The following is a 22,545-nucleotide window of genomic DNA, read 5'->3' on the forward strand; positions in this document are numbered from 1 at the left end:
GCGCACGGTGGGCCATATCGACGGCGCGCAGCGTTTCAGTCAGCGAGCCGATCTGGTTCACCTTGACCAGCATCGAGTTCGCGCAGCCACGCTCGATCCCTTCGGCCAGCCGTTCGGGGTTGGTCACGAACAGGTCGTCGCCCACCAGTTGCACTTCGTTGCCGATGGCGTCGGTCAGGGCCTTCCAGCCGTCCCAGTCATCCTCGGACATGCCGTCTTCGATGGAAATGATCGGATAGTCATTGACCAGCGCTGCCAGATAGGCCGCGTTTTCCTCAGAGGTGAGCGTCGTGCCCTCGCCCGCCAAAACGTATTTGCCGTCCTTGTAGTATTCAGTCGCGGCGCAATCCAGCGCGAGGTGGATTTCTTCACCCGGTTTGTAGCCCGCCTTCTCGATAGACTTGAGGATGAAATCCAGCGCCTCACGGGTGCTGGCGATGTTGGGCGCAAAGCCGCCTTCGTCACCGACACCGGTAGCCAGACCGGCAGCCGACAGCTCTTTCTTCAGGGTGTGGAACACCTCGGACCCCATGCGCACCGCCTCGCGGATATTCGCGGCCGAGACCGGCATGATCATGAATTCCTGAATGTCGATGGGGTTGTCTGCATGCTCACCGCCATTGATGATATTCATCATCGGCACCGGCAGAACGCGGGCCGAAGTGCCGCCCACATAGCGGTACAGAGGCTGCGTGGTGAAATCAGCGGCCGCCTTGGCGGTGGCCAGCGAGACGCCAAGAATCGCGTTCGCGCCCAGACGGCCCTTGTTTTCGGTCCCGTCCAGTTCGATCATCGCCTGGTCGATAGCCACCTGTTCGGTCGCGTCAAAGCCCACCAACTCCTCGGCGATCTCACCGTTCACGGCGGCAACGGCCTCCAAAACGCCTTTACCCATGTAGCGTGCGGTGTCACCGTCGCGCTTTTCAACCGCCTCATACGCGCCCGTTGACGCACCCGAAGGCACCGCAGCACGGCCCATCGTGCCGTCCTCCAGTACTACGTCAACCTCAACCGTCGGATTGCCCCGACTATCAAGTATCTCCCGCGCGTGTATGTCGATGATCGTGCTCATTGATTTGACCCTCAACCCAGATTTGCCATGGCACAGGCCGTGTCCAACATCCGGTTGGAAAAGCCCCATTCGTTGTCGTACCAGCTGAGAATACGAACCATACCACCGTCGGTCAGGCGCGTTTGCTCTGTCGCAAAGATCGACGAATGCGGATCATGGTTGAAGTCTGCGGACACCAGCGGTTCATCCGTTACTGCCAGAACGCCACGCATACTGCCCGAGGCCGCGGCCCGGATCGCATCATTGATCTCATCAACTGTGACGTCGCGTTTTGGCATGAAACAGAAATCCACGGCCGAAACATTGGGGGTCGGCACGCGAATTGCAGACCCGTCCAGCTTACCCTTGAGTTGGGGCAGAACTTCGCCCACTGCGCGCGCGGCACCTGTGGATGTAGGGATCATCGACATTGCAGCCGCCCGTGCACGGTAAAGGTCTTTGTGCATTGTATCCAGCGTCGGTTGATCACCGGTATAGGAGTGCACTGTCGTCATATACCCCGTTTCAATTCCAAAGGCATCGTCGAGCACCTTGGCAACCGGAGACAGGCAGTTTGTCGTGCAGCTGGCATTCGATACGACAAGCTCTTTACCCGTCAGTGTCTCGTGGTTGACGCCAAAAACGATTGTCTTATCCGCATCTGTTGCAGGTGCCGATACCAGCACTTTCTTTGACCCATTTCCCAGATGCTGAATTGCGCTCTCGCGTTTGGTAAACAAACCCGTGCATTCCAAGGCAACATCCACGCCCTGCCACGCCAATTTCGCCGGGTCCCGCTCGGCGCTAACATGGATTTCTCGTCCGCCGACCAACAGCGTGTTGCCGTCCACTTCGACCTCAGAGTTCAGGCGTCCGTGGACGCTGTCATACTTCAGCAAATGCGCGTTTGTTTCCACCGACCCCAAATCATTGATCGCGACGACGTCCACATCGTTCCGACCCGATTCAACCAATGACCGCAATACACTGCGACCAATACGTCCAAACCCGTTAATTGCGACTTTTACCGCCATTTCATTTCTCCTGAATTCTTGGCTTTATGAGGATCAGAACGCCGCTTCGGTGGGCGTATCCAGTGTTTCGGACATTGCGACAACGCGCAGAATGTTGGTTGTTCCCGCGGTGTAAAACGGCAGACCGGCTGTTACGGCAATGCGGTCATCTCCATCGGCCAGCCCTGCCTCGCGCGCGGCGTTGACCGCAGCGCGCACAGCACCTTTGAAGCGCACCGCCGGATCGACGGGTGCGCAGGACAAGCCCCACACCAACCCCAGCGATCGCGCGACAGACTGGTCAGGCGTCAGCGCCAGTATCGGAACCCGCGGGCGTTCGCGCGCGGCCAAAGCAGCCGTCGACCCCGACCGCGTGTAACAGCAGATCGTTTTCAACTCGGTCGTTTCAGCAATTTCACGCGCCGCCGATGTGATCGCCTCGGACACTGTGTTTCTGCATGGGGTTCTGGTTGCCTCTATCGTCTCTCGATAGCCCGGGTCCTGCTCTGTTTCTTCGGCAACCGCGTTCATCATTTGAACCGCGGCGATGGGGAACTGACCGGCAGCAGACTCGGCAGACAGCATCACCGCATCCGCGCCGTCATAAATTGCAGAGGCCACATCTGACACTTCTGCCCGTGTTGGCACCGGGCTGCTGGTCATGCTTTCCAGCATCTGCGTGGCTACGATGACCGGTTTGCCTGCATCCCGACAAGCACGCACGAGTTGCTTTTGGATCGACGGCACCTTCTGCACAGGCAGTTCAACGCCCAGATCGCCGCGCGCAACCATTATTGCGTCCGATGCCGTCAGGATTTCGTCGAAACTATCCACCGCCGTCGGCTTTTCGATCTTGCTGAGTATTTTCGCGCGACCCTTTGCTAGATCACGGGCCTCATCGACATCGGCGGCACGCTGAACAAAGGATAACGCCAGCCACTCGACACCAAGCTCGCACACGAACTCAAGGTCCGACCGATCTTTTTCGGACAGGGCTGCCAGCGGCAAAACCACGTCCGGCACATTTACACCCTTGCGGTTCGAGATTTGCCCTCCGACCACAACACGGCAATCGGCGTAGGTCTCGCCGCAGTCTTCCACTGACAGGCGGATCAGACCGTCATTGACCAACAAGGTGGCCCCCGGCGCCAAAGCCGCAAAAATTTCGGGGTGCGGCAGCTGAACACGCGTCGCGTCGCCCGACGCATCATTCAGGTCAAATCGAAACGTTTGCCCGTCGACGAGCGCTTCACTGCCTTGACTGAATACGCCACAGCGCAGTTTGGGTCCCTGCAAGTCCGCCAGAATACAAATCGGAGATCCCATATCCGCCTCGACCTTACGGATCGTTGCGTGAACCGCGGCGATATCCTCGTGCTGGCCGTGGCTCATGTTCAGGCGAAAAACATCCGCCCCTTCAGTCTTCAACGCGCGAATGGTTTCGTACGAATTCGAGGCCGGTCCGAGCGTTGCGACAACTTTTACACTTCTGGTTCTGGTCATGTGACCTCCGGCTTTCGCTTCTTTCGCGGGCACGCCCGTTACCGCTAACAAGCAAGTATCGCGCAAAAAGTCAACATAGTCGCTCACTAAAAACGGTCATATATGCGCGAAGTGTGAGTATTTCTGTTCTATTTAGGGAAATTCACTTGCGAATACCTGTTCATTCGCGCATTTTCGCTGAAACCGAGGCCATATTCATGCTCAGCCGAAACCGAAAATCCGAAATCCTACGTATCGCGCAAGACGAAGGCACAATCCGTGTCGAAGACCTTGCCAGCCGTTTTGAGGTTGCCGAACAGACAATTCGTCGGGATTTGGCGCAGTTGTCCGAAGCCGGGCAGCTAGAACGTGTTCACGGCGGTGCAGTCTTGTCTTCTGGTATTGGCAATCTGGACTATGTGCAGCGCCGCAACCGAAACACCGAAGGCAAAGCGAGCATTGGTCGGGAATGCGCGCGCCACATTCCCAATGGGTCGACCGTTTTTATCAATATCGGCACAACGACCGAGGCCGTAGCGCGCGAGATGCTGACCCACAAAGACCTGCTTGTGGTGACTAACAGCCTGAATACGGCCAATATTCTGGCCTCAAACCCTAATATCGAGATTGTAGTCGCAGGTGGATCATTGCGTCGGACGGATGGCGGGTTGCTGGGCAATCTCACGACGCAAGTGGTTGATCTATTCAAGTTTGATCATGCTATTATTAGCTGCGCTGGTATTGATGCGGACTTTGATCTGTTGGATTTCGACTTCCAGGAAGTCCGCGCGACCAAATCCATCATACGCCAAACCAAGTCCACATTTGTTGTGGCCGACAGCTCGAAACTGCTGCGCTCTGCTCCGGGTCGGATTGGTAATCTTGGCGACGCAGATACGTTGTTCACAGACGCTCCGCTCCCGCCTGACATGGCCCAGCGTTCGGCCGAGCTTGATACTTCCATAGTGATCGCTGCGTCCTGAGGACAACGCCGGGGCCGCCAAAGCAACCCCGGCGCAGTGTTAACTGGCCAACCGCTCAAACAGCCGCGCGACCGCTTCTGCGCCCGGATCAACATGCCCACGCAACTGGTCGGCGTTTATGTAGGATGCCCGCCCAGCGCGCGCGCGCAACATCGTTGCGGTTTTGTCGGCACCCGCCCGGGCAGCCACAGCCGCATCAGGAAGGCCATTCTCCAACTTGTCCAATGCAGGTTTCAGCGCGTCAATCATCGTCCGGTCACCCGGTTGCGCACCCCCGATTTCCTGCATGCGATTGAGACCAACGTGCAAAGAGTCCCGCATCGTCTGACCGCTGGAGGCCGCATCGCCCGCCGCCGCAAAGAAGATCGCCAGCAATACGCCGGACGAACCACCCATTGTCTGGCTAAGCTCTTGCCCGATCGCGCGGTAGAGCTGTGTGTGATCCGCCAATGGCAACCTGTCCATCGCCGCAATCAACGCGCGGGCCGCACCGGCCAGCGTCGATCCCGTATCGCCGTCACCAGATTTGGCATCCAGTGCATTCAGATCCGCTTCGGCAGCGATAAGGATTTCGCAGCATCGCGTCAGGAATGAACGCGTTTCGGGGTGGTCCGAAGCGAGCGGCTTTATCGGCTTCAACCCATCTGGCAAATCCAGCACGGGAACCTCAACCACCGCGTTTACACCCGGCCACGCGCTCAGAGGCGTTTTGGCTTGCAGAGCCATCAGGTCCTCGGCCGAAGCCGGGAAAAGTGAAATCGAGAAACCGCGCATTTCAAGAGATGTCATCATTGCGGCTGGCCCCACGATGTGACTGATCTGCGATGCGATAGACGAGTTGGTCAATTCATGTGCCAGAATGGACATCTCGAGAACGGAAGCACCGCCAAGGTTGTTCAATAGCGCGACATAACGCTGACCGGGTTCCATCTTTGAACTTAACTTGTCGACCATCATGCCGATCGCCGTTTTCGCGTCCGAGTAGTCAACCTGTTCTATGCCAGCCTCACCATGGATACCCAAACCAAGTTCGGCCTTGCCCCGGGGGATCCGATCCTCTTTCGGGGCACCGGGGATCGTGCAGGTGTCCAACGACATGCCAATCGAACACGTACCCGCAATGACTCTTTCCGCGGCAGCCGTCACAGAGGCCAGATCGGCCCCGTTTTCCGCCAGTGCCCCGGCGACTTTATGCACAAACAGGGTTCCCGCGACGCCGCGTGCCTGCGGCAGATCAGGCAGGGCGACATCGTCGTCAACGATCACGATGTTAACGTTCAGCCCGAATGCGCGTGCACGCTCGGCCGCTAAACCAAAATTCAGCCGGTCACCGGTGTAGTTCTTGACGATCAAAAGGCACCCTGCCGGTCCTGTCACAGCCAGAATGCCCGCAAGAACCGCATCAACCGAAGGTGAGGCAAAGACGTCCCCACAAACCGCAGCCGTCAGCATGCCTTCGCCAACGAACCCCGCATGCGCGGGCTCGTGCCCGGAACCACCACCAGAAACCAAAGCGACTTTGGACTTGTCCCAATCGGTTCGCACGACAACACGAATATGCGGATAGCCGTCCAACCGCGCCAGCCGACCACCAGATGTTGCTATTTCTCCATCTACTGCCTCGGCAACGATGTCTTCTTTTTTGTTTATGAAATGGGTCATGTCGATCTCTTTCACTGGATCCGAGCGCCAGAGGCGTCAAAGAAAAACGGGTTATTCGGGGCGATCTTGACGATATCGCCTGATTTCAGCGGGGTATGGGCATCGGTAACCGTGATCAGGTCATGATCTTTGAAAGACAGATGCAAACGCGTCTGATCGCCCAGATGTTCGACGCGGGTCACCAAACTGTCCTGACCATCGCCCTGACCAATCTGTTCTGGCCGCAGCCCGATGGATTTGGCCCCTGTCGGGGCGTGACCAAAGATATCGGCTGGCAGAATGTTGATCCGTGGCTGACCGAGGCGGCTGGCCGCGTAGATACTGACCGGGTCTTCGTAAATCTCGCGCGGGGTGCCGAATTGAACCAGTTTGCCGTGGTCCAGGACGCCGACATGCGTGGCCATGGTCATCGCTTCGATCTGGTCATGCGTGACATACAAAAGCGTTGCGCCGCTGTCCGCCTGAATGCTTTTAAGCTCGACCCGCAGGTCTGCACGCAGCTTTGCGTCCAATGAGCTGAGAGGTTCGTCCATCAGGTAGACTTCGGGGTTGCGCACCAATGCGCGGCCAATCGAAACACGCTGCATTTCACCACCAGAAAGCGCCGTGGCTTTGTTTTCCAGTTTATGCCCGATCTGCAACGTCTCAGCGACACGATGCACCTTGATCTTGATTTCGTCCTCAGGGGTTTTCAGCAGCGGAGAGCGCAGCGGAAAAGCCAGGTTTTCATACACCGTCAGGTGCGGGTACAGCGAGTATTGCTGGAACACCATCGCCACATTGCGCTGCGCCGGGGTCAACCCGTTCAGCGACTGACCATCCATCAACACGTCACCTTCATCGGGGTTGTCCAGCCCCGACACCATGCGCAGCGTGGTAGTTTTGCCCGCGCCGGTCGGCCCAAGTAACACCACAAACGCACCGTCCGGGATCGTCATCGAAACGCCGTCCAACGCGACCGTGTCGCCATAGGTTTTCGTCACATTTCTAAGCTCGACCTCAGCCATGGCTCAGAACTCCTTCGTTTCCGGCGGACAACACCGCCCTGCCCTTTTCGGTATCGAACACGGTGATCGTGCGTTCATCAAAACGTAAACCCGTCTTTTCACCGACCTCTACCCGGTCGCTGGATGGGACCCGAGCCTTGATTTCACCGTTCGGGGTATTCAGCGTCACGATTTGGGTTGTGCCCAGATATTCGGTCGCCATCACCTCACCGCGATAGCTGGAGCCGTCATCCAGGTGCACATGTTCAGGGCGCACGCCCAATGCCAGATCTCCGCGCGCGCCGCCATGCTGTTCGGGAATGCGGATCTCGCTATCGGCAAGATTGACCGAAGTGGTGCCACTGCCGACAATGCCGTGGAAATTCAGGAAATTCATCGCGGGCGAGCCGATGAAACTGGCCACGAACATCGTCGCGGGCCAATCGTAGATATCCTGCGGAACACCAAACTGTTCGACTACGCCGTGGTTCATGACCACGATCTTGTCGCCCATTTGCATCGCCTCCAACTGATCATGGGTCACGTAAACCGTTGTTGCCCCCATCCGGTCATGCAAGGCGCGCAATTCCTCGGACATATGCTCGCGGAATTCTGCGTCCAGTGCTCCCAGTGGCTCATCCATGAAGAACGCCTTGGGATCGCGCACAATGGCGCGCCCCAAGGCCACGCGCTGACGGTCTCCTCCAGACAGGCCGCCAACTGGTTTTTTCAGAATGTCGGTGATCCCCAGAATCTGGGCGACCTCATCCACCTTCTTTTTTACCTGCGCCTTGGGCATTCCCTGGCTCAGCAATGGATAGCTGATGTTCTTGCCGACGTTCATATGTGGGTAGAGCGCGAACATCTGGAACACAAAGGCGATATCACGCTGGCTGGCGGGCTTCATGCCCACCTCTTCGCCGTCGATGTAAATCTCGCCGCTGGTCGGCAGTTCAAGCCCGGCCATCATCCGCAAGGTCGTGGTCTTGCCGCAGCCTGAGGGGCCAAGAAGCATGAAGAACTCACCATCTTCGATTGTGAAACTCGACGACTGCACCGCGGTGAAAGTCCCGAAATCCTTGCGCACGTTTTCAATTCTGATCTGTGCCATGTGTTTACTCCGGGAAGTGGCTGACGATGATGAACATCACCGTGCCAATCAGCGTGACGATGAAGGAATAGGTGAAAAGCGCCAGCACGAAGGGCTGCATCAGCATGATCACACCCAACGCGATGAGGATCGAGGCCACCATTTCCCAAGGTCCACGGCGCAGCCGCAGCAGGCCATTGATAAAGCTACTCATTTGCGTACCGCTCCGAATGTAATGCCACGCAACAGGTGCTTGCGCAGAAGGATGGTGAAGACCATGACCGGCACCAGGAAGATCGTCGCCCCGGCGGCCACGGCGGGCCAGTCCTTGCCGCCAACCCCGATGATGGTCGGGATAAAGGGCGGCGCGGTTTGCGCAGTGCCCGAGGTCAGCAGGACAGCAAAAGCGTATTCGTTCCACGCAAAGATCAGGCAGAAGATCGCGGTTGAGGCGATACCAGTGGCTGCTTGCGGCAGTACCACTTTGTAAAAGGCCTGAAAGCGGGTGTATCCGTCGATCAGCGCAGCCTCTTCGTATTCCACTGGGATCTCGTCGATGAACCCTTTCAACAGCCAGACCGACAGGGACAGGTTCACCGCCGTATACAGCAGGATCATCCCCAGATGCGTGTCGTTCAGCCCCAACTGCCGGAACATCAGAAAGATCGGGATCGCCACCGCAATCGGCGGCATCATCCGGGTCGACAGGATGAAAAACAGCAGATCGTCCTTGAGCGGCACCCGGAACCGGCTGAACGCGTAGGCCGCAGCAGTGCCCAGCACCATACACAGGAAGGTCGATCCAAACCCGATGATGACCGAGTTTAAGAACCGCTCGCCATAGCGCGATGCCCCGGTTATCACCTGCCCCTGCTCGCGCACCATTTCATCGTACCAAGTCTCTGGCGGCGGCAGCGCGGCCAGATCATCTTCATTCATGCGCGTACGTTGGGTGAACAGGTTGACGTAGCCTTCCAGCGTCGGCTCGAACACAACCTTCGGCGGGTAAGCGATGGAATCTGCCGGCGATTTGAACCCGGTGGCAATAATCCACACCAAAGGCAGGATCGTGATGATTGCGTAAAGTACGACGGCACTTCCCGCGACCCACTTCGTCCGGTTGGACGGCTCTGTAACAGAAAAGCTCATCTTTCTTTTACCTTGTTCAGGGCTTTGACGTAGATCGAAGCCAGTCCAAAGACGGTGACGAACAGGATGACCGCGTAGGCCGAGGAATAACCGGTGCGCCATTTCTCGAACGCTTCACGCTTGAGGTCGATCGAGGTCAGGGTCGTGGTGTTGCCCGGCCCGCCACCGGTCAGCTGCACTACCAGGTCGAACATCTTGAAGTTCTCGATCCCGCGGAACAGGACGGCCAGCATCAGGAACGGCAGCGCCATCGGGATCGTAATCGTCCAAAACTGCCGCCATTTGCTGGCGCGGTCGCATTCTGCTGCCTCATAGATCGAGTCCGGGATCGAACGCAGACCCGCCAGGCAGATCAGCATCACAAAGGGCGTCCACATCCAGGTATCCGCGATCACAATGGCCCAAGGGGCCAGATTAACATCCCCGATCATCGAAAAGCTGGCCGGATCGCCGCCAGTGAAGAACGTCACCACATAGTTGAACAGACCGATTTGTGGCTGGTACAGGAACGTCCAGAAGTTCCCGACAACCGCGGGGCTAAGCATCATCGGGAACACGATGATCGTGGTCCACATGTCGTTGCCCTTGAACTTCATGTTCAACAGAAAAGCCAGCGCAAAGCCGATCAGAACCTGCAGGACAATTGTCCAGATCAGGAAATGGGCCGTGGCCTGCATCGTCATCCACGTATCGCTGTCGGTCAGGATACGCTCGTAATTGCGCAAGCCGACAAAGTCGATTTCACGGTTGGGACGGTTCACCCTGTAGTTGGTAAAGCTCAGCCGGATGGTCCAGATCAGCGGAAAGATGTTGACGGCCAACAGCAGGAAAATGGACGGCGCGACAAAAATCCAGGCGATGGCCCGATCAGACAACCCGCGCACTTTCCGGGCCATCGGCTCGGGTGTCGCTTTGGCGATCTTATCCATCGGTGTATGTATCATGGTTTTGGTCCTTCATCGGCGGGCAGGTAGACGACCACCGAAGTTGGCAGATTGCTCCCGGTTGATGCCATACCAACCGGGAGAGGGAGAGCCGGGCCCAAGCAGAGGCCCGGCAGGGAGTTTTGAATTTAGATTTTGCCTTCGTCTTCGAAGGTCTCGGTCCAATCGTCGACCAAGCCATCCAAAGCATCTTTGGCCGTTCCGTTGCCCGCGATGACATAGTCATGAACGCGCTGCTGCATCGCCAGCAGCAATTCGGCATAGGCCGGTTCTGCCCAGAAATCCTTTACGATTGCCATCGAGTCCAGGAATGTCTGCGCGTAAGGCTGGCTGGTCGCGAATTCGGGATCTTCGACCACTGCCTTGAGGGCCGAGTAGCCGCCCAGCTCCCACCAGCGGGCCTGAATTTCGGGCTGCGCAAACCACTTGATGTATTCAAGGGCCGCGTCTTGCTTATCCGAGTAGGATACGACCGAAATCCCCTGCCCGCCCAGTTGCGCAAACTGGCCGTTCGGACCTGCGGGGTTCGGGAAATAGCCGGATTTGCCGCCACCCACATTCGGGTCGGCCTCGACCCCGGGCCAGATGAAGGCAAAGTTCATCTGCAATGCGACCTGACCGGACTTATAGGCATCGATATTCTCGCCCATGTACCAGTTGGAAGACCCCGGAGGCGTCGCTGTGTCATACAGCTCTTTGTAGAACTCCAGACCCGCAACGGCTTCATCCGAATTTACGAAACCGTCCAGTTCATAGGGGCTGTCAGGGTTACCGTATTCGAACCCGTAATTATAGAGCGCGTTCGTCACGCCCATTGTGATGCCCTCGGACCCGCGCTCGGTATAAATCGCAGCCCCGTAAACAGTGGTGCCATCGATATCACGTCCTTGGAAGAACTGGGCGATATCTTTTAGTTCATCCAATGACGCTGGAACATCCAGATCGCGGCCATATTTTTCTTTGAATTCAGCCTGCAGTTCCGGGCGCTCAAACCAGTCTTTGCGATAGGTCCAACCCACAACGTCACCAAATGCGGGCAGCGCCCAGTAATTCGGCGTGTTCTTTGGCCATTCCGCATAACCCGTCACAGTGGCCGGGATGAAGTCATCCATTGTGATGCCTTCAGCATCGAAAAAGTCGTTCAGCTTGACGTAATGCCCGTTCTCGGCGCCGCCGCCGATCCACTGACTGTCGCCAATCATCAAGTCGCACAGCTTACCGCCCGAGTTAAGCTCGTTCAGCATCCGGTCCGCAAAGTTGGGCCACGGCACGAATTCGAAATTCATGTTGTGACCTGACTTTTCCTCAAAGTCCTTGCTCAACTCGATCAGCGCATTCGCCGGATCCCAAGACGCCCAGCAAAGCGTCAGATCTTCGGCCTGTGCGGCCCCCGATGCACCAATCAAGGCGGCTGCCGCCACGGTGTATTTCAAGTTCGCTTTCATTTGTTGGTTCCTCCCAAATGATCTGCGCCGATGATTCAAGCGGCGACTCGTGTGTGACACCCTTGATATTTGAGGTACGTACCTCAGATCAAGACTTTTTTGAGGCACGTACCTCATTTCGCTTGCATGTGCCTTTTGATTCAGCAAATATTTCCTTGGATTTTCGAGTGAAGAACACGCCATGCGACCTACAACCAAAGATCTGGCAAAAGCCGCAGGCGTTAGCCTGGCTACGGTTGATCGCGTTCTCAACGAACGGCCCGGCGTTCGAAAAAAGACGGTCGAAGCCGTCAACAAGGCGATTGAGGAGATCGGATTCGTCCGCAATCTTTCGGCCGCCAATCTGGCCAAGAGCAAACATTACAGGTTTCAGTTTTTGCTGCCCCGACGCGGTGACCTGTTCATCTCGGAACTGCGGGACCGTATCTCTGAGACCAACATGGGCCTTTCCGCCGAGGGGCTGGAAGTATCGCATCGCGAAATCTCTCAGGCAGACCCCCACCTGATTGCGCAGACCCTCTTGAAGGTCCGGCCCGAAGAGGTTGACGGTGTTGCCCTCATGGCACCGGAATCACCGCAGGTGCGCGACGCAACTGTTCGGCTACAGGAAAAAGGCGTTCAGGTGGTTAATCTGATTTCCGGTCAACGCGATACGGATTTCGTCGGGATCGACAACCACGCCGCAGGCGCGACCGCAGCCCGTCTTTTGGGCCGCTTCATTTGTGGACGCGAGGGTAAGATCGTCGTTGTGTCTGAAACGATGAACGCCCGTGATAGCCTTGAACGACGTCGCGGCTTTGATCAGGTGCTGACACAGGACTACCCAAACCTAACCGCCCTGCCCTCGCTTGAAACGCACGGGGATGAGGCCCGCGCCCATGAGATCATCGCGAATACGCTGAAAAACAACTCGGGCATCGTTGCCGCCTATATCATGAGCTCAGAAGCGCGGACGCCGCTCGATGCGCTATGTCAAAAGACAGATCCCAAGGCGCTGACCGTCGTTGCCCACGAATTGACGCGGCGCACGCGTCAGGGGCTACTGGACGGCGAATTGGATGCCGTCATCGCACAGAACCCGGGTCACCTGGTGCGTAGTTCAGTCCGGCTTTTGCGGGCACGGTGCGACAAAAGAAAAATCATGAAGACGCAGGAACAAATCCGCATCGAAATCCTGATTCAGGAAAACCTGCTGCCGCTACAGAGTATGGAAGACCCCTCAAACTCAGTCGATTGACGGACGGCCCACGACTTGCGCAGAAAAAAATACCTACCGCCCCAGAGCTTCAAAAAACCGTTGAAAATCCACGCTTCGCAGAGGATTAGTGAGAGACGGGCGCAGATCCAATCAAACGTCTTACCATCTTAAGACGCCGGGGACAGACTATAGCGGACAGATGCATGAGATCTAAGATCAGCCTCAAACAATTACAGGCCCTTGAAACCGTTGTGCGTTTAGGCAGCTTTACCCAGGCCGCAAAAGAGCTTGGCGTATCGCAACCCACCGTGTCCAATCTGGTCAATTCCCTGGAACAGCAATATCAGTGCCGATTACTTGATCGTTCTGGTTCAGTTATTACGTCCACAGACCTTTTGAATAAAATCCGGGGCGACATTAAAGCCTTGATTGCCCTGCGCAACGACATTGACGATCAGCTGTCTGCCGCACGCAACCTGCATTCCGGGAACTTTCAGATTGGCTATTCCACATATCAGATCGCGATGCCGCTGATATCCGAGTTCGTACGATCCTTTCCCTCGGTCGAAGTGACAGCACGCACGTTGGCGTCTCATGACTTGATGCCTCTGCTTTACACGGGCGAATTCGATGTTGGGTTGATCACGGCCAAAGAACTGCCACCCGATCTGGCGGGAACCAAAATATCTGAAACCCAAATTGGCCTAGTTCTACCCCATGATCATCCACTGGCCGACTCGGCCAAGGTGACCTGGACCGATGTTGCACAGCTAAAACTGATTCAGCGTGAACCCAGCTCTTCCACACGCCAGATTTTCGACGCAGCGGCCCGAGTGTCTCGGGTAAACCTCACAACGATTCTGGGTCTTGGCTCCTGGGGATCCATTCGGACGCTAGTCACATCGGGCGTCGGCGTCGGCGTTGCTTTCGCTCAGGAATGCAAAGATGAGCCGGGCGTTAAATTCGTGCCCGTTCAGGACAGAAACCTGAAAGCGTATCATTTTCTGGCCTGTTTACCGGCAATGCGGCACACATCCGCTGTGTCGAATTTTTTCAAGATCGCAGAAGAAATGCGGGATTGTGATGCTTTCATGTCAGCGGATGCATCATAGCTTTTTCCTATTTATCAATAACCATCATAATTTTGTTAACTTCCAGCACTAGCGCTCTCTCGTCACACAAACGCAGGGATGGCTATGAAGCTTCGCACCTCTCTTCTTTCTTTCACCGCATTGGCCGCACTGGGAACACCCGCTCTGGCCGCTTGCCCCATTGCAACCGTCGCCGACCCAATGGGTCTGGAGCCTGTATTCCCACAACAGTTGGAACTGGTTGAACTGCAGAACGCAGCATCATGCGAACTGGGTTTTGCAGAAAACCCATCGATCGCTGATCTGAACGCGCGCATCCTGGGCAACGCTGATCTGGCTCCCGTCGCAGACCGCCTGCCTACTGAGCCGCTTGTTGTTATGCCTTACGACACCATTGGTCAGTATGGCGGCACCATCACCGGCCTGTCCAAAGGCACGGAATCGGGCACCTCGGACCTTTTGTCGGTGCGCCACGTGAATTTCGTGCGTTATGCCGATGATCTGCAGACTGTCGTTCCCAACATCGCCAAAGCATGGTCCTGGAATGACGACTACACTCAGCTGACAATCGTGCTGCGTGAAGGTCACAAATGGTCGGATGGCGCGCCCTTCACTGCAAGCGATGTCGAGTTCTGGCTGAACGACGTCATCTACAACCCTGACGTCTATGACAAAACACCAGATCGTTGGCTGTTCGCGGGCGAGCAGGCTCAGGTAGAGGCTGTCGACGACACCACCGTCAAATTCACCTTCCCTGTTCCGACACCTGGCATTCTGAATCGCTTTGCCGTCGACTACGGTCAGCCGTTCCAGCCCAAGCACTTCCTGGGCCAGTTCATGCCCAAGCACAACGAGAACGCAGAATCGCTGGCGCAGGAATACGGCTTTGAAAACGCTGCTGCCGCGGTTGATTTCTACTATGGTGGTTCCGACTGGAAAGACGTGCCCAGCCCGCTGCTGAAAGACGCTGAAAAAGCTGCCAAGATCGGTCGCGCCGTCGTGCCGACGCTGGAAAGCTATATCGTTGTCGAAGAAACAGCCGAAGGCCGTAAATTGGTGGCCAACCCATATTTCCACCAGGTCGACACCGCAGGTAACCAGCTGCCCTATATCAACGAAATCGTTGAGACCTATGTGGGCGACAAAGAGGTGCAGAACCTCAAGATCATGAACGGCGACGTTGTCTGGAAACAGCAGGCTGTCTTCCTCGAAGACTTCCCGCTGCTAAAGGAAAACGAAGGTAATGGTGGCTATACCATCAACTTCGCCCCCACCTTTGGTGAGAACGTATTCTATTCGTTCAACCGCACCCATCAGGACCCGGTTCTGCGCGAAATCTTCAACGACGTTCGCTTTAACCGCGCCATGTCGATGGCGATGAACCGCGACGAGATCAACGAGATCGTCTATCTGGGTCAGGGCACCCCGATGCAGGGTGTGCCTGCGGAACCCAAAACCGTGTCCTTTGTCTCGGACGAAGTTCTGAACCGCGACATCGCCTATGATCCCGCAGCCGCCAAGGCGCTGTTGGCCGAGATGGGCCTGACCGACGCGGATGGCGACGGCACGCTGGAACGCCCCGATGGCAAGCCGTTGGTTGTGCGTCTGGTCTACTCGTCACAGGGTGCGCCTGTGAAGATGCAGGAACTGGTCCGCGACTACTGGTCGGCGGTCGGCGTGCGCGTTGACCTGAAAGAGGTCACCTCGGACGAATACCGCGCCTCGGGCAACAACAACGATCTGGACCTGACCGTATGGAAATATGACGGCAATGCCGGCCCGACCATCAGCCAGGACGTGACCGTTTTCGTTCCGCCCTTCGGTGATTTCTTCAACCCCGGCACCGGGTTTGGCTGGGCTGCGTGGAAAACCAGTGGCGGCAGCGAAGGCATCGAACCGCCCGCAGACATCAAGAAGCTGTGGGACCTGAGCGAAAAGTTCATCCAGGTTGAAATGGGCACCGATGAAAGCAACCAGTTGGGCGAAGAGATCGTCAAGATCCACACCGACAACATGCTGAAAATCGGCACCGTTGGCGACATTGTGGCCCCGTTCCTGTATCGCAACGACCTCCAGAACGTGAAGCCGATCAAGTCGAAAACCTACGACTTCTACTGGACCTATCCATACCGCCCGTCGCAGTGGTGGCTGGAACAATAACAAAGGCGACAGCCTGAAAATGATGCCGGAACGCAGCCCGTCTGCGTTCCGGTTTCGGCCCTGAGGGGCCTGATGGGGGACACCGTTTTGCTAAGATTCACTCTCGAGCGTTTCATCGGAATGATCGTCACGATGCTGTTGGTATCGGTAATGGTCTTCCTGATCATGGAATTGCCACCGGGCGATTACGCTGATCGCTATGCTTTTCGCAAATACTCGGGAACGGGGGTGAATGTTACCGAAGCGGATATCGAGGCCATTCGGCGCGATCTGGGTTTGGATAAACCCATGTTGCTGCGCTACTTCGACTGGATCGGCGGCATCGTTCTGCATTGGGATTTTGGACAGGCTTTCGCTTTTGAAACTTCGGTGACCAAAGTGATCGGGGACAAGGTTTGGCTGACCGCCGGTATCTTGTTCTCAACCTTGCTGCTGACCTACATCGTATCGATCCCCATCGGCATCTTTGCTGCGGTACGACGTGGGTCAGCAGTCGACTATGGGCTGACCGTATTTTCATACCTGGGTCTCGCATTGCCGAATTTTCTGATGGCCTTGGTCATGCTGTATTTCGCGAACCGCTGGTTCGGCGCCGATATCGGCGGGTTGTTTTCAGATCAGTACCGTGATGCGCCCTGGTCGATGGCCAAGTTCTGGGACATGCTCAAACACCTTTGGCTGCCCGCAGTCGTCCTGGCATGGTCAGCCGTCGCGATCCAGATCCAGACGGTTCGTGCCACAATGTCGGATGAGCTGAACAAGCTGTCCGTCACCGCCGCCCGCGCCCGCGGTGTGCCCGAGATGAAGTTGCTGATCAAATACCCGACGCGCCTGGCGATCAACCCGGTCGTCTCGACCATCGGGTTTGACGTCAACCGTATCTTTTCCGAGTTGCCAATCGTCGCTGTCGTGCTCGGCCTGACCGAGCTGGGAGAGCTGTTGCTGCGCGCTTATCTGGACCTCGACATGAACGTAGCCGGGGCGATCTTGCTGATGCTGACCTTCGCAATTGTGTTCATGAACTTCATTTCCGACCTTTTGCTGGCGTGGCTGGACCCGCGCATCAAACTGGGGGCCTGATCCATGACAGATGCAACTCACCAAGCGGATTCCAAGGCCGAAGAAGCGCGGCTAAAGTACTATTCAGCCTCACAGTGGACGCTGATCTGGTGGCGCTTCCGTCGCCACCGTGCAGCCATGATCGCGGCTTCGCTTTTGGGCCTTATGGCGCTGGCTGGTATCTTTGCCGAATTCGTTGCGCCCTATGGTCCGGTGACCCGAGACACGAACTATATCGAAGGCGCGCCACAAGTACCGCGCTTCTGTGATGCGCAAGGATGTTCGGCTTTTCCCTTCGTGAATGGCACAAAAACCGAACGTGACCCTGTCACCCTGCGCGCGATCTCGGTGCCGGACCCCGAAGTGCGCCACTATATTAAATTCTTCGTCAAGGGAGAGCCTGTAAAACTGTTAGGCTTTATCCCAATTGACCGGCATTTGGTGGGGCTCAGCCCCGATGTGGACCAGAAAATCCACTTCTGGGGCACCGATGATTTGGGGCGCGACGTGTTCAGTCGCACCATCTATGCCACGCGCACCTCGCTATCGATTGGGGTTATCGGGGTTATGATTTCTTTCGTTCTGGCGCTGATTATTGGCGGTGTTGCCGGGTATTTCAGTGGCATGATCGACAATGTCATACAGCGCGTAACCGAGGTGATCCGCGTTGTTCCCATCATCCCGCTCTATATGGGTTTAGCCGCCGCCATGCCCAAGGAATGGTCGACCACGCAGGTCTATTTCGCGATGACGCTTATCCTTGGCCTGTTTGGCTGGCCCACGCTGGCGCGGCGGATCCGCTCACAGCTGCTGTCGATCCGCAACGAAGACTATGTGGTTGCAGCCCGTCTGGCGGGTGCACGCCCGCGCCGGATCATCGCACAGCATATGCTGCCAAGCTTTACCAGCTTTATCATCGTCGACCTTGTGATCAGCTTCCCCTACATGATCCTGTCTGAAACGGCCCTGTCTTTTGTTGGTCTCGGCCTGCGCCCGCCATCAGTTTCATGGGGCGTTCTGCTGCAACAGGCACAATCCGTCCGCGCCATCGAGCAGACGCCCTGGCTGTTTATTCCCGCAATTTTTGTTGTGGTCGCCGTTCTCGCCTTCACCGTCATTGGCGATGGCCTGCGTGATGCCGCTGATCCCTATTCGGAGGCGAACTGACATGTCCAAAATGCTGAGCGTGGAAAACCTGTCGATCTCATTCAATACAGGCGAAGGTGTCATTACCCCCGTCCAGGGTGTGTCCTTCGGCGTCGAGGCCGGTAAGACACTCGGCCTGGTGGGTGAATCCGGTTCAGGTAAATCCATATCGACCAAAGCCCTGATGCAATTGCTGCCTGGTAATGCATCGCTGGGTCATGACACGCGATTGACCTATACCGACAAGAACGGGAAAGAGATCACGTTGGGCAATCTCAAACCCGGCAGCAAAGAGCTTCGGCGTATCAGAGGTGGTGAGATCGGGATGATCTTTCAGGAACCGATGGCCAGCTTTTCGCCGGTATACACGATTGGCAACCAGATGATGGAGGCCATCATGCTGCATCGTGGCCTCAAAAAACGCGAGGCACGGGAATACGCGATCGAAATGCTGAACAAGGTGGGCATTTCCAACGCAACTGCGCGCGTCGACCAGTATCCGCACGAATTGTCAGGGGGGATGCGCCAGCGTGCGATGATTGCGCTGACTTTGTCCGCAGGCCCAGCCCTGTTGATCGCGGACGAACCAACCACTGCTCTGGACGTGACAATTCAGGCGCAAGTGCTTGATTTGATGCGTGATCTGCAGCGTGATTTAGGTATGGGCATGATCTTTATCACCCATGATCTGGGCGTGATCGCACAAATTGCAGACGATGTGGCCGTCATGTACCTGGGCACCATTGTCGAACGTGGACCAGCACGCGACGTTATCCGCAACCCGCAACATCCCTATACGCAGGGTCTGCTTGACGCGATCCCAAGCGTCGACCACCTGCATGATCGGTTGAAGCCAGTTCCGGGCGACATCCCAAGCCCGACAGCGCGCCCTACAGGGTGCCCCTTTCACACACGCTGCGCGCATAGCATCGCCGGCACATGCGACGTGCGCGAACCTGCTGAAACGACACCACTGCCCGGCCGCTCTGTCCGTTGCTGGCTGCACGACCAAAAAGATCGGAGCGCGGCATGACCCCGAAAGACGACACCCTGATCGAAGTAAAGGACCTGTCGGTTCATTTCCCGATCAAGACCCGTAAGATGTTCAAGACCCAAGTCCAGATGCTGCGTGCCGTGGATGGCGTAACCTTTGACATCAAACGCGGCGAAACCGTTGGTCTGGTTGGCGAATCCGGATCAGGCAAAACCACCGTCGGGCGCGCAATCCTGCGGGCGATAGACCCGACCGATGGCGAGGTGATTTTCCATCGCAAGAAAAAGGGCGACATTGATCTGGCCCATGCGTCCGAGGCCGAGCTGCGCAAGGTCCGCTCCAAGATGAACATGGCCTTCAGCGAAGGTGGGATCCAAGTGCATACATTGGCAGGTGACGTGCTGCGCGCTTTCAGGCCAGAGATGAGCCTTGTTTTTCAAGACCCCTACTCATCGCTGAATCCGCGTATGACGGTGCGCGACATTATCGCCGAACCTTTGGTTGCGTCCGGCAAATTCAAGAATCGGGAAAAGATTGATGCGCGTGTGCGCGAGATCGCCGCGCGTTGTAAGCTAAACCTGGAACATCTGCGGCGGTTCCCGCATGCGTTTTCCGGCGGGCAGCGCCAGCGTATCTGTATCGCCCGGGCTTTGGTATCAAAACCGAAATTCGTCGTGTGTGATGAAAGCGTTTCTGCATTGGATGTTTCGATTCAGGCAGAAATCGTCAATCTGCTGAAGGACCTCCAAGAAGAGATGGGCGTGTCCTTTTTGTTCATTGCCCATGATCTGAGTGTCGTCGCGCAGATGTCGCATCGGGTTGCCGTGCTATATGTAGGGAAATTCGTCGAATACGCCCCAACTGAAAAGCTGTTTTTCAACCCTAAGCATCCATACACCCACGCATTGCTCAGCGCTATTCCAACCGCTGACCCCGATGCCAATTTTGAACCAATCCGCCTGCAGGGTGAAATTCCGAACCCGCTTGACGCCCCATCTGGGTGTCGCTTTCACACACGTTGTCCTTTTGCAAAAGACCGCTGCAAAGCCGAAGTGCCAGAGTGGCGTGAGGTGGACAAAGAGCACTTTGTTGCGTGCCATTTTGCCGATTCATTTGACTTTAGTCGAAGGTGAGGTGTCTGAGGTGTTGGGATCACGGACAAGATTGCGCGGTGATCCCAGAGAACGGGCTGTCACTCAGAACAGAAAGGATGTTAAGCGATTGTAAATAATTACGTTTACAGTGCTTACATCAAGACAGAGACGTAGCTTTCTACAGATGCTTTATGCAGGTAATACGCCAACAACCCTACGCAAATAGCTAGCGGAGCGATCATTTCCAGCGCGTCTTTTTTGGATTTGGGAGAGCCGTTCCCGATACGCACTGCGATCGCAGTTTTCAGGGATGATGGAAACGGCTCTCTCATGATCTGCTTCAACATATTCAACTCGTTACTTTAACCACAAATACAAAATATCTAGCGCTGCTTTAACCCAATGTGAACGCGCAGGTTTTAGCAGGATTATCGCGGTTTTTGACGACATAGTGGGGATAATCTCAATGGGATCGGCACGTTGTTCACTAATTCTGAACGAACGAGCACTCAACCTATGGATTATTCGGGCGATTTTTGCGTCAGATCCGCGAAACAGCGCCTCATAGTCCAAAATGTTCTTTCCGTTAAAAGACTTGCCCAATTCACATTGCGATGTTTCAATGTGAAATGCGCCTGGAACGGTCTTGCCAGCCCGTTGAAAAACAAGGGAGGGCTCTGTGAGTTCACTCTGCCAGCGCCGGTCCCGGTTCTGACGAACGACCGCAATGCCTTTGACACAGGATACATAAATGACCGGAAGTATTCTTTTTGCACTTGGACTGATTGTGTCGCTTGGGATCGGCTTTGTCTATTTCAGGGATTTGGGCGACGTGTCTCAAATGCTGCTGAAGGTAAAGCGCCAGAACATGGTGCGTTTCATTCGACATGAATACCGGTTGATCGCCATCGGCTTGGGTGGGTTCGCTGTTGCGACACTGTCGTTCTTATTTCTGGGGGGCGGTCCATTCTGGATTTGGTTGATCGGTGCGTTGCTCACGCTTGTTTTTTTTGGGTTTCCTTATGTCTGGGTGCATTTGGGGCTTCGCAACCAGCTCAACAACGCCGCTTTTTTCCCAATCGACGAAGCGCGCAAATATGTAGGGCCCACAGCGCCAGTTATCGTGATCGAAAACAACGGGCATGCCCGCGCGCATCCGGACGCTCAGATCATGCGCCCACATTTGGCAGGCGACTCGGACGGGCTGGGCGGAGAAGACATCGTGATGACCTATTGTGCGATGGCCAATCTTGGACAGGGGTATGCCCCCCGGATCGAGGGAAAACGGCTGGACCTTGAGGTTCTGGCCCAGCATGGAAACAACCTGATCCTGCGAGACAACGAAAGCCGGGAACCAATCCAGCATATCTACGGGTTTCGAGAATCCGATCAGGACCGCGCAGCAGAAGGTGCGGCTTGCCCGTTGCGGCCAGAGGCTCAGATGAAACCGTGGCCGACCTACCGGATGACGTTTCGCGGGTTCCAAAAAGCCTTTCCCAAAGGTGAGGTTTTCCTGAACAGACCTTCGCCGAACCCTGTCCTGAGGTTGCTGGATTTGGTGACCGAGATCACCTTTGGCTGGGGCATTGCGCGACAACATCAGGAAGACGCACCCGTAATGGATAATATGGAGCGTTCGGACACCCGACTGCCCAACAAGACGTATGTTTGGGGCATCACAATCGGCAAGGACGCGACGTGCTGGACCGATGATTTCGTTATTGCAAACAACTGGATTGTTAATGCCCAGGTAGGTGGTCGGGATGTCGTTGTCAGCCTTGACCCAAGATACGAAAGCCTTGGTGTCTGGTATAATGACAGCGGCCAGCCCGTATCCCGGTGCGATTTTTGGGGCATGTCAGATCAGGGCAGACTAAGCCGGGTTGAAACCCTTCGGGCGGGTGTCTTTTGGCACGTGTGGTCCGAGTTTTTCCCGAACACGGACATCAATCGCATCAATCGCAATCGGGAACATGGAACCGTAACGGCCGCTTAACC

General features: G+C 56.2%; 20 protein-coding genes. 9 read left to right on the top strand and 11 right to left on the bottom strand.

What is annotated here, in order from left to right:
• The 3 genes from eno to pyk form a co-directional block, all read right to left on the bottom strand.
• Window positions 1-1,072, bottom strand: a 1,072-nt coding sequence (gene eno / locus ACR0BD_RS19280) for a phosphopyruvate hydratase (protein WP_480832861.1), incomplete at its 3' end; no start/stop codon positions are given.
• An 11-nt stretch (window positions 1,073-1,083) separates the two neighbouring features.
• Window positions 1,084-2,085 (bottom strand): type I glyceraldehyde-3-phosphate dehydrogenase, encoded by a 1,002-nt coding sequence (gap, locus tag ACR0BD_RS19285; RefSeq protein ID WP_480832862.1) that lies wholly within the window; start codon window positions 2,083-2,085, stop codon window positions 1,084-1,086.
• A 33-nt stretch (window positions 2,086-2,118) separates the two neighbouring features.
• Window positions 2,119-3,567: a pyruvate kinase gene (gene pyk / locus ACR0BD_RS19290; RefSeq protein ID WP_480832864.1), complete on the bottom strand. Its 1,449-nt coding sequence runs from the start codon at window positions 3,565-3,567 to the stop codon at window positions 2,119-2,121.
• Window positions 3,568-3,713: 146 nt separating this feature from the next.
• Here pyk and ACR0BD_RS19295 point away from each other — a divergent pair, with 146 nt between their 5' ends.
• A complete protein-coding gene (locus tag ACR0BD_RS19295; protein WP_480832866.1) occupies window positions 3,714-4,529 on the top strand; it encodes a DeoR/GlpR family DNA-binding transcription regulator in 816 nt (271 codons plus the stop codon).
• 39 nt (window positions 4,530-4,568) lie between these two features.
• On the opposite strand, the gene ACR0BD_RS19300 is transcribed toward ACR0BD_RS19295, so the two are convergent.
• From ACR0BD_RS19300 to ACR0BD_RS19330, 7 genes are all read right to left on the bottom strand, one after another.
• Window positions 4,569-6,191 (bottom strand): dihydroxyacetone kinase subunit DhaK, encoded by a 1,623-nt coding sequence (locus ACR0BD_RS19300; RefSeq protein WP_480700155.1) that lies wholly within the window; start codon window positions 6,189-6,191, stop codon window positions 4,569-4,571.
• A gap of 11 nt (window positions 6,192-6,202) precedes the next feature.
• Entirely contained in the window at window positions 6,203-7,198 is a 996-nt protein-coding gene (locus tag ACR0BD_RS19305; protein WP_480700156.1) for an ABC transporter ATP-binding protein, read from the bottom strand.
• Window positions 7,191-8,288: an ABC transporter ATP-binding protein gene (locus ACR0BD_RS19310; RefSeq protein WP_480832868.1), complete on the bottom strand. Its 1,098-nt coding sequence runs from the start codon at window positions 8,286-8,288 to the stop codon at window positions 7,191-7,193. The genes ACR0BD_RS19305 and ACR0BD_RS19310 overlap by 8 nt, the downstream gene beginning before the upstream one ends.
• A 4-nt stretch (window positions 8,289-8,292) precedes the next feature.
• On the bottom strand, window positions 8,293-8,481 hold the full coding sequence (locus ACR0BD_RS19315) for a hypothetical protein (RefSeq protein WP_480832870.1): 189 nt from the start codon (window positions 8,479-8,481) through the stop codon (window positions 8,293-8,295).
• Complete coding sequence (locus ACR0BD_RS19320; RefSeq protein ID WP_480700158.1) at window positions 8,478-9,416, bottom strand: carbohydrate ABC transporter permease; 939 nt, start codon at window positions 9,414-9,416, stop codon at window positions 8,478-8,480. Before ACR0BD_RS19320 ends, ACR0BD_RS19315 begins: the two co-directional genes overlap by 4 nt.
• On the bottom strand, window positions 9,413-10,360 hold the full coding sequence (locus ACR0BD_RS19325; RefSeq protein WP_480832872.1) for a carbohydrate ABC transporter permease: 948 nt from the start codon (window positions 10,358-10,360) through the stop codon (window positions 9,413-9,415). Before ACR0BD_RS19325 ends, ACR0BD_RS19320 begins: the two co-directional genes overlap by 4 nt.
• Window positions 10,361-10,488: 128 nt before the next feature.
• Complete coding sequence (locus ACR0BD_RS19330; protein ID WP_480700160.1) at window positions 10,489-11,805, bottom strand: ABC transporter substrate-binding protein; 1,317 nt, start codon at window positions 11,803-11,805, stop codon at window positions 10,489-10,491.
• Window positions 11,806-11,986: 181 nt separating this feature from the next.
• On the opposite strand from ACR0BD_RS19330, the gene ACR0BD_RS19335 reads away from it, so the two are divergent.
• From ACR0BD_RS19335 to ACR0BD_RS19365, 7 genes are all read left to right on the top strand, one after another.
• Complete coding sequence (locus ACR0BD_RS19335) at window positions 11,987-13,042, top strand: LacI family DNA-binding transcriptional regulator (RefSeq protein WP_480832874.1); 1,056 nt, start codon at window positions 11,987-11,989, stop codon at window positions 13,040-13,042.
• A 164-nt stretch (window positions 13,043-13,206) separates the two neighbouring features.
• Window positions 13,207-14,115: a LysR substrate-binding domain-containing protein gene (locus tag ACR0BD_RS19340; RefSeq protein WP_480832876.1), complete on the top strand. Its 909-nt coding sequence runs from the start codon at window positions 13,207-13,209 to the stop codon at window positions 14,113-14,115.
• A gap of 84 nt (window positions 14,116-14,199) precedes the next feature.
• Window positions 14,200-16,254 (top strand): ABC transporter substrate-binding protein, encoded by a 2,055-nt coding sequence (locus ACR0BD_RS19345; protein WP_480832878.1) that lies wholly within the window; start codon window positions 14,200-14,202, stop codon window positions 16,252-16,254.
• A 72-nt stretch (window positions 16,255-16,326) separates the two neighbouring features.
• Window positions 16,327-17,334 (top strand): ABC transporter permease, encoded by a 1,008-nt coding sequence (locus ACR0BD_RS19350; protein ID WP_480700164.1) that lies wholly within the window; start codon window positions 16,327-16,329, stop codon window positions 17,332-17,334.
• A gap of 3 nt (window positions 17,335-17,337) precedes the next feature.
• Window positions 17,338-18,480 carry an ABC transporter permease gene (locus ACR0BD_RS19355; RefSeq protein WP_480832881.1) on the top strand — a complete coding sequence of 381 codons (1,143 nt, stop codon included), beginning with the start codon at window positions 17,338-17,340 and terminating at the stop codon, window positions 18,478-18,480.
• A 1-nt stretch (window position 18,481) separates the two neighbouring features.
• Entirely contained in the window at window positions 18,482-19,492 is a 1,011-nt protein-coding gene (locus tag ACR0BD_RS19360) for an ABC transporter ATP-binding protein (protein ID WP_480832883.1), read from the top strand.
• Window positions 19,489-20,586: an ABC transporter ATP-binding protein gene (locus ACR0BD_RS19365; protein ID WP_480832884.1), complete on the top strand. Its 1,098-nt coding sequence runs from the start codon at window positions 19,489-19,491 to the stop codon at window positions 20,584-20,586. Before ACR0BD_RS19360 ends, ACR0BD_RS19365 begins: the two co-directional genes overlap by 4 nt.
• A 113-nt stretch (window positions 20,587-20,699) precedes the next feature.
• Here ACR0BD_RS19365 and ACR0BD_RS19370 read toward each other — a convergent pair whose 3' ends face one another.
• Window positions 20,700-20,879 carry a hypothetical protein gene (locus ACR0BD_RS19370; protein WP_480832886.1) on the bottom strand — a complete coding sequence of 60 codons (180 nt, stop codon included), beginning with the start codon at window positions 20,877-20,879 and terminating at the stop codon, window positions 20,700-20,702.
• A 419-nt stretch (window positions 20,880-21,298) separates the two neighbouring features.
• Between ACR0BD_RS19370 and ACR0BD_RS19375 the strand changes: the two genes are divergently transcribed.
• Window positions 21,299-22,543, top strand: a complete 1,245-nt coding sequence (locus ACR0BD_RS19375; RefSeq protein WP_480832888.1) for a DUF3179 domain-containing (seleno)protein — start codon at window positions 21,299-21,301, stop codon at window positions 22,541-22,543.
• Window positions 22,544-22,545: the final 2 nt, after the last annotated feature.

This window comes from Ruegeria sp. G5 (genome assembly GCF_056533365.1).